This window comes from Pseudomonas sp., from assembly GCF_030147005.1.
In the GTDB taxonomy this organism is placed as follows: domain Bacteria; phylum Pseudomonadota; class Gammaproteobacteria; order Pseudomonadales; family Pseudomonadaceae; genus Aquipseudomonas.
In genome coordinates, this window is record NZ_JASLAW010000152.1 from 1 (window position 1) to 13,662 (window position 13,662).

12 protein-coding genes and 1 pseudogene are annotated in these 13,662 nt (G+C 61.3%); 7 read left to right on the forward strand and 6 right to left on the reverse strand.

Annotated features, from left to right (window positions below; genetic code table 11):
- Positions 1-690, reverse strand: a pseudogene (locus tag Q1V60_RS13830) (excinuclease ABC subunit UvrA); the annotation flags it as partial.
- A 178-nt stretch (positions 691-868) separates the two neighbouring features.
- Between Q1V60_RS13830 and Q1V60_RS13835 the strand changes: the two are divergent.
- From Q1V60_RS13835 to tam, 3 genes are all read left to right on the forward strand, one after another.
- Entirely contained in the window at positions 869-2,263 is a 1,395-nt protein-coding gene (locus Q1V60_RS13835; RefSeq protein ID WP_300631241.1) for an MFS transporter, read from the forward strand.
- A gap of 9 nt (positions 2,264-2,272) precedes the next feature.
- Positions 2,273-2,788, forward strand: coding sequence for a single-stranded DNA-binding protein (locus Q1V60_RS13840; protein WP_003232445.1), 516 nt, complete (start codon positions 2,273-2,275; stop codon positions 2,786-2,788).
- A 95-nt stretch (positions 2,789-2,883) separates the two neighbouring features.
- Positions 2,884-3,645: a trans-aconitate 2-methyltransferase gene (gene tam, locus Q1V60_RS13845; RefSeq protein WP_300631244.1), complete on the forward strand. Its 762-nt coding sequence runs from the start codon at positions 2,884-2,886 to the stop codon at positions 3,643-3,645.
- Positions 3,646-3,661: 16 nt separating this feature from the next.
- On the opposite strand, the gene Q1V60_RS13850 is transcribed toward tam, so the two are convergent.
- Positions 3,662-4,225, reverse strand: coding sequence for a cysteine hydrolase family protein (locus tag Q1V60_RS13850; RefSeq protein ID WP_300631246.1), 564 nt, complete (start codon positions 4,223-4,225; stop codon positions 3,662-3,664).
- 96 nt (positions 4,226-4,321) lie between these two features.
- On the opposite strand from Q1V60_RS13850, the gene Q1V60_RS13855 reads away from it, so the two are divergent.
- The 3 genes from Q1V60_RS13855 to Q1V60_RS13865 all read left to right on the forward strand — a co-directional run bounded on the left by Q1V60_RS13855 (position 4,322) and on the right by Q1V60_RS13865 (position 7,306).
- Complete coding sequence (locus tag Q1V60_RS13855; RefSeq protein ID WP_300631247.1) at positions 4,322-5,281, forward strand: GlxA family transcriptional regulator; 960 nt, start codon at positions 4,322-4,324, stop codon at positions 5,279-5,281.
- 170 nt (positions 5,282-5,451) lie between these two features.
- Entirely contained in the window at positions 5,452-6,561 is a 1,110-nt protein-coding gene (locus tag Q1V60_RS13860; RefSeq protein WP_300631248.1) for a DUF3182 family protein, read from the forward strand.
- Positions 6,551-7,306 (forward strand): alpha/beta fold hydrolase, encoded by a 756-nt coding sequence (locus Q1V60_RS13865; protein ID WP_300631250.1) that lies wholly within the window; start codon positions 6,551-6,553, stop codon positions 7,304-7,306. The genes Q1V60_RS13860 and Q1V60_RS13865 overlap by 11 nt, the downstream gene beginning before the upstream one ends.
- A 4-nt stretch (positions 7,307-7,310) precedes the next feature.
- Here the strand turns inward: Q1V60_RS13865 and Q1V60_RS13870 are convergent, their stop codons facing one another.
- The 4 genes from Q1V60_RS13870 to Q1V60_RS13885 are packed head-to-tail and all read right to left on the reverse strand — an operon-like array spanning position 7,311 to position 11,215.
- Positions 7,311-8,267: a lysylphosphatidylglycerol synthase domain-containing protein gene (locus Q1V60_RS13870; protein ID WP_300631252.1), complete on the reverse strand. Its 957-nt coding sequence runs from the start codon at positions 8,265-8,267 to the stop codon at positions 7,311-7,313.
- Positions 8,257-9,519, reverse strand: a complete 1,263-nt coding sequence (clsB, locus tag Q1V60_RS13875) for a cardiolipin synthase ClsB (protein ID WP_300631254.1) — start codon at positions 9,517-9,519, stop codon at positions 8,257-8,259. Before clsB ends, Q1V60_RS13870 begins: the two co-directional genes overlap by 11 nt.
- Positions 9,516-10,292, reverse strand: a complete 777-nt coding sequence (locus Q1V60_RS13880; RefSeq protein WP_300631256.1) for an endonuclease/exonuclease/phosphatase family protein — start codon at positions 10,290-10,292, stop codon at positions 9,516-9,518. The genes clsB and Q1V60_RS13880 overlap by 4 nt, the downstream gene beginning before the upstream one ends.
- A complete protein-coding gene (locus tag Q1V60_RS13885; protein WP_300631258.1) occupies positions 10,289-11,215 on the reverse strand; it encodes a DUF72 domain-containing protein in 927 nt (308 codons plus the stop codon). The genes Q1V60_RS13880 and Q1V60_RS13885 overlap by 4 nt, the downstream gene beginning before the upstream one ends.
- A gap of 188 nt (positions 11,216-11,403) precedes the next feature.
- On the opposite strand from Q1V60_RS13885, the gene Q1V60_RS13890 reads away from it, so the two are divergent.
- Positions 11,404-13,479, forward strand: a complete 2,076-nt coding sequence (locus tag Q1V60_RS13890) for a mechanosensitive ion channel family protein (RefSeq protein ID WP_300631260.1) — start codon at positions 11,404-11,406, stop codon at positions 13,477-13,479.
- The last annotated feature ends 183 nt before the right edge of the window (positions 13,480-13,662 follow it).

Here is a 13,662-nt window from a genome sequence, read left to right on the forward strand (position 1 = left end):
TCCGTCTGCCAGCTTCAGCGCCGTCTCGAACGATTCCGCCAGGCGCTGCTGCAGATCGGCGCGCACCTTGAAACGGTCAACCACTACATCGATGGAGTGCTTCTTCTGCTTGTCGAGCTTCGGCGCTTCATCCAGCTCGTAAAGCTTGCCGTTGATGCGCGCGCGAACGAAACCTTGCGCCCGCAGCTCTTCGAAGACCGACAGGTGCTCACCCTTGCGCTCGCGGATGACGGGCGCCAGCAGCATCAACTTGGCACCTTCCGGCTGGGCCAGCACCAGATCGACCATCTGGCTGACGGTCTGGGCTTCCAACGGAATATCGTGGTCCGGGCAGCGGGGAATACCCACACGTGCATACAGCAGACGCAGGTAATCGTAGATTTCAGTAATGGTGCCCACGGTGGAACGCGGGTTATGGGACGTCGATTTCTGCTCGATGGAAATGGCCGGCGACAAACCTTCGATGGTGTCGACGTCAGGCTTTTCCATCATTGACAGGAACTGCCGGGCATAGGCCGACAGCGATTCCACATAGCGCCGCTGGCCTTCGGCATACAGCGTGTCGAACGCCAGGGACGATTTGCCCGAGCCGGACAGGCCGGTGATGACGATCAGTTTGTCCCGGGGCAGGGTCAGGTCGATGTTCTTCAGGTTGTGGGTTCTAGCCCCACGAATCAGGATCTTGTCCAAGATGGCCTCGCACGGCGGGCGTAAATAATGCCGGAGTATACGGCTAAAGACTGGATGAATATACACTGTCAAAAGGCCGCTTGCAGCCTTACATGAAAGCTGCGCGGCAAAGCGCCGCATATACCCTCTCAATCGATGGGACTGGTAGAATCGCCGCCGGTTCACACGAGGTTTTTCCATGCACGATCCCCACAGCGAACGCATGAGTAGCGGCGAGACCCGAGCGGCAAGCGGTCTGGCCCTTGTGTTCGCCTTCCGTATGCTGGGCATGTTTATGGTGTTGCCGGTGCTGGCGACCTATGGAATGGATCTCGCAGGCGCGACCCCCGCACTGATCGGCCTGGCGATTGGCGCCTATGGCCTGACCCAGGCGATCTTTCAGATTCCGTTCGGTATCATTTCCGACCGTATTGGCCGTCGCCCGGTGATCTACCTGGGGCTGATCGTGTTCGCCCTCGGCAGCGTGCTCGCGGCGCAGTCCGATTCGATCTGGGGCGTGATCGCCGGACGTATCCTGCAAGGGGCAGGGGCGATTTCCGCCGCAGTGATGGCGCTGCTTTCGGACCTGACCCGCGAACAACATCGCACCAAGGCCATGGCCATGATCGGCATGACCATCGGTTTGTCGTTTGCCGTGGCGATGGTGGTCGGCCCGCTGCTGACGCGCGCCTTTGGCCTGCATGGGTTGTTTCTTGCCACCGGTGGCATGGCGTTGTTCGGTATCGTGATCGTTGCCTTTATGGTGCCGCGCTCTACCGGCACGCTGCAGCACCGTGAGTCCGGTGTCGCGCGCAAGGCGCTGTTGCCGACGCTCAAGCATCCGGACCTGCTACGCCTGGATTTAGGTATCTTCGTGTTGCACGCGATGCTGATGTGCAGCTTCGTCGCCTTGCCTCTGGCGCTGGTGGAAAAAGCCGGTTTGCCCAAGGAGCAGCACTGGTGGGTCTACCTTACCGCGCTGTTGATTTCGTTCTTCGCCATGATCCCTTTCATCATCTATGGCGAGAAGAAACGCAAAATGAAACGAGTTTTGCTCGGCGCCGTCACGACATTGATGCTCACTGAACTATTCTTCTGGCAGTTCGGCGACAGCCTGCGGGGTCTGGTGATCGGTACGGTGGTGTTCTTCACCGCGTTCAACCTGCTGGAGGCGTCGTTGCCTTCGCTGATCAGCAAGGTTTCACCGGCCGGCGGCAAGGGCACGGCGATGGGCGTGTATTCCACCAGCCAGTTCCTCGGTTCGGCGTTGGGCGGGATCATGGGCGGCTGGATGTTCCAGCATGGCGGTTTGTCGGTTGTGTTCCTCGGATGCGCCGGGCTGGCTGCACTTTGGCTGGTCTTTGCTGTTACCATGCGCGAACCTCCGTATGTGACGAGCCTACGCCTGCCGTTATCGCCTGAAGCGATGCGCGAAGCCGGCTTGGCCGAGCGCCTGAAGGCCGTCGTTGGAGTAACGGACGCAGTAGTGGTCGCGGAAGAAGCTGCGATTTACATCAAATTGGACACCGAATTATTGGATCGCGCGACGCTCGAGCAACTGGTCAACCCAGTGCCGACAGCGCGCCCAGCCTAGGAGAACGTTATGGCCCGTGGGGTTAACAAAGTCATATTGGTCGGTACATGCGGCCAGGATCCCGAAGTTCGCTACTTGCCTAACGGTAACGCCGTGACCAACCTGAGTCTGGCGACGAGCGAGCAGTGGACCGACAAGCAGACTGGCCAGAAGGTCGAGAAAACCGAATGGCACCGCGTGTCGATGTTCGGCAAAGTGGCCGAGATCGCCGGCGAATACCTGCGCAAAGGTTCGCAGGTGTACATCGAAGGCAAACTGCAAACCCGCGAGTGGGAAAAAGACGGCATCAAGCGTTACACCACTGAAATCGTGGTCGACATGCAGGGCACCATGCAACTGCTGGGCGGCCGTCCACAGGGCGACCAACAGGGCCAGGGCGGCATGTCCAACTCGGCACCGCGCCCACAGCAATCGCGTCCGCAGCCAAGCCAGCAGCCTCAGCGTGAGTCGCGTCCAGCGCCACAGCAGGCCGCACCGCAGCCAGCACCGGATTTCGACAGCTTTGATGACGATATCCCGTTCTAAGGTCTAAGACCCGACCCCCACAAAACCCCCGATAGCCCTGGCGTCGGGGGTTTTTTATGGGCGATGCTTAACCGTTGAGAAAAAGGAGAAACCCGATGACCTGGTCCGCCAAGCAGTACACGATGTTTGAGCAGCAGCGCACTCGCCCCGTCCGCGATCTGGTGGCGGCGATTCCCAATACCGACGTGGGCACGGCAGTCGATTTGGGTTGTGGCCCCGGCAATTCCACCCAGGTGTTGGCCGAACGTTTTCCACAGGCCCACATCACCGGCATGGACAGCTCCGATGACATGCTGCGCGACGCCCGCAAGCGCCTGCCGGCCTTGAGCTTTGAACTGGCGGATATCGGCGCCTGGAGTCCGGCGCAGCGGTTCGACGTGATTCTCGCCAATGCTTCCCTGCAATGGTTGCCTGACCACGCCACGCTCTATCCGCACCTGGTCAACCAACTGGCACCCGGCGGCACGCTGGCGGTACAGACGCCGGATAACCTCGACGAGCCTGCCCACCGGCTCGCCCGTGAAGTCGCGGCCGAGGGCCCGTGGGCCGTGAAGATCGGCGCGGTCAAGCATAACGAGCGGCATTCGGCGAGCTATTACTACGAACTGCTGAGCCGGCATTGCAGCACTGTCGATGTGTGGCGCACCACCTACCTGCACCCGTTGGCGGACCACGCCGCCGTGGTGGAGTGGTTCAAGGCATCAGCGCTGCGGCCCTTCCTGGCACCACTGAACGATGACGAAAAAACCGCTTTCCTGCGGGAGTACCAGGCACGGATTACCCAGGCTTATCCAGCCCTGGGCGATGGCACGGTACTGCTGCCATTCCCGCGCGTGTTCATCGTAGCCACCCGCTGACGGCACTCAGCGGCGGTCAAGCCACCGCCGCTTGGGCCTTCAAATATTCTTCGGTCGACACCACGGCCGCATAGCCGAAGGCCAGGGAAGCCATGTACGCGCCCTGTACCTGCGCGGCGGGAATCACCTGCCCGTTGAATTCCTGGTCGCGGGTAGCGCACGCGTCGTGGATGACCGTGACCTTGTAACCCAGGTCCGCCGCCGCCCGCACCACGGCGTCGATGCACATATGGCTCATGCTGCCGACGACGACCACGTCAGTGATGCTGCGCTGCTCCAGCAGTTCGCGCAGGTTGGTCTGGCGAAATGCATTCACAAAATGCTTGAGCACCACCGGCTCATTGCTCTGGTTCAGCACCTTGGCATGCAAATGCGCGCCTTCAGAGCCCGCTGTGAAGAACGGCGCTTCGTCGCCTTCGAACTCATGGCGCACATGAATCACGGCATCCCCGGCCTGCCGAAAGGCCTGCAGCACCTGCGCAGCTTTATCCGCGGCTGCTTCAACACCTTCAAGCGGCCACTTGCCCTGGGGGAAGTAGTCGTTCTGGATATCGATTAGGATGAGCGCTTGCTTGGCCATGTGGGTTGCCTCGTGATGGGTTGATGGGCCCAGTATCTTAGCTGGCGCCGACGCCGGACATTGGCTGCACCGACAATAACAGGGGGAAAACTGACAATGGCCGTGGTTGAACTGGGCATATTGATCTACCAGGGCGCGCAATTGGCCGCCGTGCACGGCTTGACCGATCTGTTCGGCGTCGCCAATCGCATTGCCGCCGAGCACCAATCCGCGCAATTGCCGACGTTGCGCGTCAGCCATTGGCAGGTGGATACCCAGGGCACGCCTTTGCGGGTGTTCGACACTCAGCCTGGCCCGGACCGCCCCTTGGCTGCCGTGCTGGTGCCTCCCTCGGTGGGCGAGTTCAGCGAAGAGCACACGCCCCCGGCGCTGCTCGAATGGCTGCGCCGGCAGCACGCGGCGGGCACTGTGCTCGCGGGCGTGTGCATCGGTTCAATCATGCTTGCGCGCAGCGGCCTGCTGGATGGGCGCAGCGCCACCGCCCACTGGTCGTCCGCCGACAGCTTCGCCATTCGCTTTCCGGCCGTGCGCCTGGAAGCGGATAAACCCATCGTCGATGACGGCGACCTGATCACCACCGCCGGGTTGATGGCCTGGTCCGAGCTGGGGCTGCGCCTGGTCGAGCGTTTGTTGGGGCCGAGCATCGCAGCCGATACCGCGCGCTTTCTGGTGATTGAACACAGTGACAGCGCCAGCCAATGCGGCAGCAACTTTGCGCCGATTCTCACGCATGGCGACGCTGCGATCCTCAAGGTTCAGCATTGGTTGCAAGCCAGCGGCGCGGTGGATGTTCGCGTTGCCGCCATGGCGCAGGAGGCGGGCCTGGAAGAACGTACTTTCCTGCGCCGCTTTCGCAGCGCCACCGGTTTGAAACCTACCGAGTACTGTCAGCACCTGCGCGTGGGCAAGGCGCGGCAAATGCTGGAGTTCACCAACGGCACCATCGACCACATCGCCTGGACGGTGGGCTACCAGGACCCCAGCGCTTTTCGCGCCACCTTCAAGAAAATCACCGGCCTGGCCCCCAGTGACTACCGCAACCGCTTCGGTGTGTGAATCGTGCAGAACGCCGCGTGCCCACGGCAGCGTCGTGCAGAATGGCGCAGGCTAACTGCTATTGCGTTTGCGGCAACTGATTGATTTTCAAGCGCTCCTCCTCAACGCGACCTTGGCCTGATCCCTGCTACGCTTGCTCTACACACATGGCCGGATGTCCAGGGGGACGCATGACCCCAATTTCACGTAAAAAGTGGGTAGTTGCGCACTCAACACGAGAGGGCGCACCGCAACATGAAGTCCAAACCAATCGGGCCCTGGCGCGCTGGCTGGCGCAGATACTGGGGCTCAAATTCGGCGGCAGTTACGATCCACAGAAACACACCGGCCGCGATCTGTACCTGCTGCCCACACAAACACTGGTGGGCCCCGCCCAGGCTCAGGCGCTCAATATCAACGGCCCGCAAGACCTGTGGGGTGGTTATGTCGATCACGCATTCATCTGCACCAAAGCCATCACTCATGGCCTGTTAAGCCCTGAAGCCAAGGCGCCGCAGGGCTGGTCGCCGTTGTTCTGTGAGCGTGTGCGCGACGTCGTACTCGATGGCTTGAGTGTCTTTGCTGTGGAAGACGCACGGCCAGCCGCCACCCGCTTGCTCTACAGCGGGCCGATTCGTTTGAAACCGGTGCACGCCTGTGCCGGGCGCGGTCAGCAAGTCATTCGCAGCCTCGACGAATTCGACGCGCTGTTGGCGAGCCCCGAGGCCGCCGGCATGTTCAGCCAGGGCGTCGTGCTGGAACAAGACCTGCACGACGTGGTCACTCACAGCGTGGGCCAGAGCTTTATTGGCGACCACGTGTTCAGCTACTGCGGCGAGCAATATCTGACTCGGGATGGGCAGGGCGAAGATGTCTATGGCGGCTCCAAATTGCTGGTGGTGCCCGGCACCTATGACGACCTGCTCACGCTGGATCTGCCTGACGATGTACATGAAGCCATCAGGCAGGCGCAGATCTTCGACAGGGCCGCCGATGAAGCCTACCCCGGCTTCTACGCCTCGCGACGCAACTACGACATCGCTCAGGGCCTGGACAGCGACGGCCAACGCCGAAGTGGCGTGTTGGAGCAATCCTGGCGCATGGGCGGCGCCAGCAGCGCGGAAGTTGCAGCGCTGCAGAGCTTCATCAATCATCCCGGCCTGCGCGCGATTCAGGTGTCTTCGGTGGAAACCTATGTGGATCAGGCGCTGCCGGCGGGTGCCATCGAGGTGTACCGAGGCCCGGCTGAAAACAGCGACTTTCTCCTCAAATATGTGACGGTAAATTCTTATGACGGCTAGAAGCGAGAGCATTGCGATCGATATAGACGACGAGCAGATGAGCGGGACGTTCCTGAGCCCCAAATCCAAAGTGCCCGGCGTGTTGTTCGTGCACGGCTGGGGCGGTAGCCAGGAGCGCGACCTGGAACGGGCCAAAGGCATCGCGGGGCTCGGTTGCGTGTGTCTGACCTTTGACCTTCGCGGCCATGCCGGCACGGGTATTCCGCTGTCCCGCGTGACCCGTGAAGACAACCTGCGCGACCTGTTGGCCGCCTACGACCGGCTGCTGGCCCACCCGGCGATCGACACCTCGGCGGTGGCGGTGGTGGGCACCAGCTATGGGGGTTACCTGGCGGCCATCCTCACCTCACTGCGCCCGGTGCGCTGGCTGGCGTTGCGTGTGCCTGCGCTGTACCGCGATCAGGAATGGCTCAAGCCCAAGCGTGACTTGGATAAAGCCGACTTGATGGATTACCGCAGCACGCTTGTTCATGCCGAAACCAATCGTGCCTTGCATGCCTGCGCGAAATTTACCGGGGACGTACTGATCGTCGAATCGGAAACCGACGACCACGTGCCCCACGCCACCATCATGAGTTACCGCGCGGCGTGCCAGCAGACCCACTCCCTGACCCACCGCATCATCGACGGCGCCGACCATTCGTTGAGCGATCCGGTGTCGCAACAGGCCTACACCTCGATCCTGGTGGACTGGATCACCGAAATGGTGGTGGGTGAGCGTTTGAGCATTATTCAGTCCCGCTGAAGCGCTAAGCGGGTGTTTTCTTCACCCGCAACGCCTTGGCCTTCGCTTCCACCCCCAAATACATCACCAGCGCGATCAACAGCGGGCAAATAAAGTAGATCGCCCGATAGGCAATCAACCCGGCCAGCAAACTGCCGCGTGACGCCTCATGCTGCAGCAGCCCGATAAACACCGCTTCCAGCACGCCGAGCCCGGCGGGAATATGCGTGAGCACACCGGCAATTGCGCTGATCAGCAGCACCCCCAGCACCAGCGGATAATCCAGTTTCGAGGGCAACAGCGTGAAAATCACCGCCGCCATCAGCGACCAGTTCAACGCGCCCAGCAGCAACTGCAAACACGCCATGCGCAGCGACGGCAGGTTGATTTCCATGCCGCGAATCGTCCACGCACGCTTTTTCGAAAACTGGCAGGCGACCAGGTAGCCCAGGCTGGCCAGCACCAGCAGCGCGCCGATACCTTGCAGTGCCGTGGTGCTGACCTTCCAGCCCGGAGGCATGGCGACCAGGCCGCTGCTGAAAATCACGCCCGAGATCGCCATATAGCCGAACCAGTTGGTCGCCAGGCTCAGCCCCAGAATCTTGGCGATATTGCCGGTGCTCACCCCCAGCCGCGAGTACAGCCGATAACGCATCGCAATGCCGCCAACCCATGCGCTCAGGTTGAGGTTGAACGCGTAGCTGATGATGCCCACCGGCAGGATCTGCTTCCAGCGTAGCGGCTGGCGGATGTAAGTGCGGCCGATCAGGTCGAAACAGGCGTAGACGATAAAGCTGCACACCGTCAGTGCGCTGGCGATCAGCAACGTGCGCACTTTGAATTCGCTCAGGGTTTGCAGCACTTCGCTCCAGTCGATGCGCCGAGCGAGCAGGGTGAAGAGCACGATCAACAGCAGGAAGAACGCGATGGTCAGCGGTTTCTTCCAGCGCTTGAGCCGGGAGCCGTTTTTTTCAGACGTCATGGGCCGGACTCTCAATGGGTTTTAAACGCGGTTTGTGCGCGGGCAGCCAGCCGGTGAGGGCGGGGAAGTGGCGCATCACATGAAACACCAGGAAGCCCACGGTCAACCGCCATAGCCACAGGCGTGGCTTGCGCTTTTCCGGCATGGTCTGGCAGTGATTCCTGGCCAGTGCTTCGAGGCTCTCGTACAACTGCTGATTGAATGCCCGGTCGCGAATCAGCACATTGGCTTCGAGGTTCAATGCCAGGCTCAACGGGTCCAGGTTGCTTGAGCCGACGGTGCTCCAGTCGTCGTCCACCAATGCCACCTTGCCGTGCAGCGGGCGCTGGCAGTATTCATGAATGACCACGCCGTCCTTGAGCAGGTAGTCGTAGAGCATGCGCGCCGCCAGCTTGGCGAGCAGCACATCCGGCTGGCCCTGCATGATCAGCTGGACGTGCACGCCACGGCGCGCGGCGTTGCGGATTTCGCGCAGCAGGCGGTAGCCGGGGAAGAAATACGCGTTGGCGATCACGGCGCGCGTACGGGCTTTGCTCAAGGCGTCGATATAGGCCTCTTCGATGTCATCGCGATGCTGCACGTTGTCGCGATAAATCAAGCGTACCAAGCCGTTTTGGTCAGACGTTGCCCCCAGTGCAGGGCGGTGCTGGCGCCGCCGCCATCCGCGCCGGGTGCGCACCTGACGACCGCTTTGCGCCAGGGCGAAATGGTGCAGGTCGGTCACCGCCGGGCCGACAATTTGCACCGCATAGTCCTGCTTGGCTTCAGGGCCGAAGTCGCCCAGATGGTCGGCGGAAAAATTGATGCCGCCGATAAAGGCCACCTCGGCATCCACCACGACGATCTTGCGGTGCAGCCGGCGAAACCAGTTGGTGCGAATGCCCAGCACCTTCGAGGCCGGATCGAACATCTGCACCGCAACTCCGGCTTCGGCCAGCTCGCGTAAGAATGAGGGGCTCAATTCGCCGCAACCAAAGCCGTCAAGGCTGGCCACCACTTTCACCCCGCGCTGCGCGGCTTCGATCAAGATGCCCTTGAGTTCAAAGCCGACCTTGTCTTCGAAGAGGATAAAGGTTTCCAGCAGGATCTCGCGCTGTGCCGCGCGCATGGCCTCGAACACCCTGGGAAAGTAAGCCTCGCCATTTTCCAGCAACTCGATGCGGTTGCCGCTCTGCCAGCCGTAGTCAAGGTCACGTGCCTTGGCATCATCCGGCGGCTGGTCGGTGGCGATATGTTCTACAGCAACGTTCATAGCTCAATCTCCACCGACAGCGGCACATGGTCAGACAAATGGGACCAGGGGCGCGAGGTCAGCACGCGGGGGTTATGCACCTTCAGGTTGCGCACGTAAATGCGGTCCAGCGGCAACAGCGGCAGGCGCGCCGGAAACGTGCGCGCGGGTTTGCCCTGGGTTTGGACGAAAACTTCCTGAAGGCCGCTCTGGCTGAGGTCGGCGCGCTGGCGCCAGTCGTTGAAATCGCCGGCGACCACCACGGGCGCGTCGGCCGGAATCTCGCTGATGCGCTGTTCCAGCAGGCGCAATTGCTGCTGGCGATGCACTTCACGCAAGCCCAGGTGGATGCAGATCGCATGCACCTCCTGCCCACTGCCCGGCAGGCGCAGCACGCAATGCAACAGGCCGCGGTTTTCGTGGCCGCTCTGGGAGATGTCGAGGTTGTCGTAACTGACGATCTGGAATTTGGACAGCAACGCGTTGCCGTGGTCGCCGTGGGGGTAGACCGCGTTACGCCCGTAGGCGAACTGCGGCCAGATGCTGTCGGCCAGGAATTCGTATTGCGGCATCTTCGGCCAGTCGTTGTAGCGCTGGGGATGGCGCTCGTGGGTGCCGTGGATTTCCTGGAGGAACACCATGTCGGCGCCGACGCTGCGCACCGCTTCGCGCAGTTCGGGCAGGATGAAACGCCGATTCAAGGCGGTGAAGCCCTTGTGGATATTTACTGTCAGCACGGTGAAGCGAGTGATGGGTGTGGTGGGTGTGATAGGAATCAACTCCGGCTGTGTCATGCGAGTACCCCAGGTTCCGGCAATCGCCCCGGCTCTGTCGCCAAGTGCTCGTCCAGACCGAAGCGTTGCAACAATTGGCGAGCATCGAAAGGCGCGCGCACCTTGATGTCGTTGTCGAAAAAGCAGAACACGTCGCGCTGTTTGCGCGCACGTGGCTTGTGTTTTGGGTCGATCAAATGTGCATCCGTCGGCTGTTTGCCGTGACGCCAGCGCTCAATACGGTCGCCCCAGCGCTTGAGGGCCTCGTCGGTATAGCCACTGGCGTACAACTGCTTGTCGCCGTGCAAACGCAGGTACATAAAGTTGGCGGTGACGTCTTCGGCATACGGCCACTTGCCGGCGGTGTCCGCCACCACCAGGGCGACGCCGTATTTATCCAACAGCTGCACGAACTCAGGCACCGCAAAACTCTGATGGCGAATTTCCACCGCATGGCGCAAGGGCTGCTTGCGGTAGGCTTTCATGCTCGCCTTGCCGTTCAGCCGTGGTTCGTGCTGATGGGCGAGGGCGGCGGCCTGCTGGGTGTCGGTGGGCAGGTCGGCGAGGAAAGCTTCGAACAGCGGCGGGTCGAACTTGAAGCTGGGCGGGAACTGCCAAAGGATCGGCCCGAGCTTTTCTTTGAGTTCCAGTACCCCGGAGGCGAAGAAATTCGCCATCGGCTTGTGCACGTCCCGCAGGCGCAGAATGTGGGTGATATAGCGCGGCGCCTTGACGCTGAACATGAACCCCTCGGGTGTGTCGGCATACCACTCGGCGTAGCGCTTGGGCGTTTGCAGCGCGTAGAACGAACCGTTGATTTCGATACCGTTGACGGCGCGTGACGCAAACTGCAACTCGCGTTTCTGGGTCAAGCCTTCGGGGTAGAAATCTCCCCGCCAGGGCGTGTAGCGCCAGCCGGAAATGCCGATATGTATCGCCGCCATGCTTACTCCCGTTGATCTAGGGTCGATTGACCTGCGTTTTGGGATGACTGCGATCTTTGGCCGAAAGTTTCCACATTCCTACAAGCGGTAGAGCGTCCAGACGTGAAAGAGCAGAGGGTGAGCCAGGGGAACGATCACGGCTCAAACCCGTCAGTTCCTTACAGACCCCCCTGAAGGAGCCCGGTGTTTTGCTGAATTTAAAGACTGCATTACTGCTCGGCGCGTTGCTGTTGTGCGGCAACGGCGCACTGCAAGCCGCGGCCACCGCGCCTGAACCTGAAGCCCCGGCCAAGCCGGAATTGCTGGTCGAAGGTGGCCTTCTGGGGGCCATCAGTTCCAGCATCGATGATGTGCAGCAGAAGCTGGACCTCAACCAGAACTTCATCGACGAATGGCGCCTGCGTGCCGACCGGGCCGGTAAAGAAGTCGGGCGCCTGGTTGACCAGACGGCGGCGCGTTCGCCCTGGAGCGTGGCCGGCGATTTCCTGTTGCTGTCCGCCGTGTGGATCGGCGCCTTTGCAGTGCTGACGCTACTGGGCCGCTTTATCGTCCGGCGCTTGAGCGTGCGCGGGTTTTTCCAGCGCCGGGGGCGCCTGCTGGCGTTGCTGGGGTACGTCGTGCCCTACACCCTCCCGGCGGTTATCTGCCTGCCGTTAACGCTGTATGTCAGCCACTTCTTAGCCACCTCGGTGGGCCGTGCGCTGGCGCTGTGTTTTGCCTATGCCACCAGCAGCGGTATCTTCTCCACCTCGATGCTGTTGTGCGTCATCGTCATGTTCAACGTCGGCCACAAGCGCCCGGCGGTGCGGATGATTTGCGACTATTGTCCCAAGCCGTTGTTCCTGATCGGCTTCCTGGCCGCCCTCAGCGACGCGCTGACCAGTCCGCAGATCGCTCGTCAGCTCGGCGGCAATATCACCAGCAGTATCGCGGTGTTTACCGGCCTGTTTGCGACGGTGATCTTTGGCGTGCTGGTGGTGCGCCTGCGGCGTCCGGTCGCGCATTTGATTCGTAATCGACCGCTGGCCCAGCGGCTCAAGCAGCCGGCGTTGCAGCAATCATTGCGAATATTTTCCGGGCTCTGGTACTGGCCGATTCTGCTGATGGTGCTGGTGTCGGCGATCAACCTGATCGGTGCGGGCGACGACAACCAAAAGGCCCTGCGCTGTGCCTTGTTCACCACGATCCTGCTGATCGGTACCGTGTTTCTCAGCACCGTGCTGCAACACCTGTTCAAGTCTCGCAGCCAAGTGGCGATCCAGCGGAGCAGCGCTTACAAAGAGCGGTTCCTCAGCCTGCTGCACGCGGTGTTGCGCATCGTTATGGCGGTCGCCTTTATCGAAATTCTCGGGCGTATATGGGGCGTGTCGTTGTTCGAGTTTGCCCAGCGCAACTCGATCGGCCGGGCGATCAGCGATTCTCTCAGCAGCATTGGTCTGATCCTGCTGATGACCTGGCTGTTCTGGGTGGTGCTCGATACGGCCATCCAGGAAGCGTTGAAGCCGCCGGTGAACAAACGCTCCAGCCGTCAGCCCAGCACCCGCGTGAAAACCATCCTGCCGCTGTTGCGTAACGCAGTGAAAATTATCCTGGTGGTGATTTGCGCAATCACCACCATGGCCAACCTGGGCATCAACGTCGCGCCGCTGCTGGCGGGTGCCGGTGTGGTCGGCCTGGCCATCGGTTTCGGCTCGCAGCAATTGGTGCAGGACGTGATCACCGGCCTGTTCATCATCATCGAAGACACCCTGTCGATCGGCGACTGGGTGGTGCTCGACTCCGGCCATGCCGGCACTGTCGAAGGCCTGACCATCCGCACCCTGCGCCTGCGCGACGGCAAGGGCTTTGTGCATTCGGTGCCGTTCGGGCAGATCAAGGCCGTTACCAACCAGTCGCGCCAGTTCGCTTACGCGTTTTTCTCGGTGCAGTTCACCTACGACACCGATGTGGATAAAGCCGTGGAGCTGATCCGCGAGGCTGGCCAGTCGATCCGCGACGACGTGTTCCTCAAGTACAACCTGCAAGGGCCGCTGGAGGTGTTTGGCGTCGACAAGATGGACCTCAACGGCGTTGTGCTGACGGCGCAGTTCCGCACTGTGTCGGGTGGGCAGTATGCGGTGAGTCGTGCGTTTAACCAGCGGTTGAAGAAGCTTGTGGATAACTGCGATGAGGTGCATTTCGCGCAGACTTATCCACAGCAGGTTTTGTTGCCCAAGCGGATGGAGCCTGAGGTGGCGATCACCGAGCAGCCGCGTACCGAGTGATTGGTGTTGCCTGGGCCGACGCCTTCGCGGGCAAGCCCTAATGCCAGTCAGTTAAGACAGAGCCGGTCCCTGTGGCGAGGGAGCTTGCTCCCGCTGGACTGCGTAGCAGTCCCATTTTTGGGGCCGCTTCGCGCCCCAACGGGAGCAAGCTCCCTCGCCACAGGTCGCAGGTTTTTCTGCTTT

What these genes read in the sequence shown, in the direction of transcription:
- clsB (WP_300631254.1), bottom strand. Translation starts at nt 9,519, where the DNA reads ATGAACGTTGCTGTAGAACATATCGCCACCGACCAGCCGCCGGATGAT.
- Q1V60_RS13835 (WP_300631241.1), top strand. Translation starts at nt 869, where the DNA reads ATGCACGATCCCCACAGCGAACGCATGAGTAGCGGCGAGACCCGAGCG.
- Q1V60_RS13885 (WP_300631258.1), bottom strand. Translation starts at nt 11,215, where the DNA reads ATGGCGGCGATACATATCGGCATTTCCGGCTGGCGCTACACGCCCTGG.
- Q1V60_RS13870 (WP_300631252.1), bottom strand. Translation starts at nt 8,267, where the DNA reads ATGACGTCTGAAAAAAACGGCTCCCGGCTCAAGCGCTGGAAGAAACCG.
- tam (WP_300631244.1), top strand. Translation starts at nt 2,884, where the DNA reads ATGACCTGGTCCGCCAAGCAGTACACGATGTTTGAGCAGCAGCGCACT.
- Q1V60_RS13880 (WP_300631256.1), bottom strand. Translation starts at nt 10,292, where the DNA reads ATGACACAGCCGGAGTTGATTCCTATCACACCCACCACACCCATCACT.
- Q1V60_RS13855 (WP_300631247.1), top strand. Translation starts at nt 4,322, where the DNA reads ATGGCCGTGGTTGAACTGGGCATATTGATCTACCAGGGCGCGCAATTG.
- Q1V60_RS13850 (WP_300631246.1), bottom strand. Translation starts at nt 4,225, where the DNA reads ATGGCCAAGCAAGCGCTCATCCTAATCGATATCCAGAACGACTACTTC.
- Q1V60_RS13865 (WP_300631250.1), top strand. Translation starts at nt 6,551, where the DNA reads ATGACGGCTAGAAGCGAGAGCATTGCGATCGATATAGACGACGAGCAG.
- Q1V60_RS13860 (WP_300631248.1), top strand. Translation starts at nt 5,452, where the DNA reads ATGACCCCAATTTCACGTAAAAAGTGGGTAGTTGCGCACTCAACACGA.
- Q1V60_RS13840 (WP_003232445.1), top strand. Translation starts at nt 2,273, where the DNA reads ATGGCCCGTGGGGTTAACAAAGTCATATTGGTCGGTACATGCGGCCAG.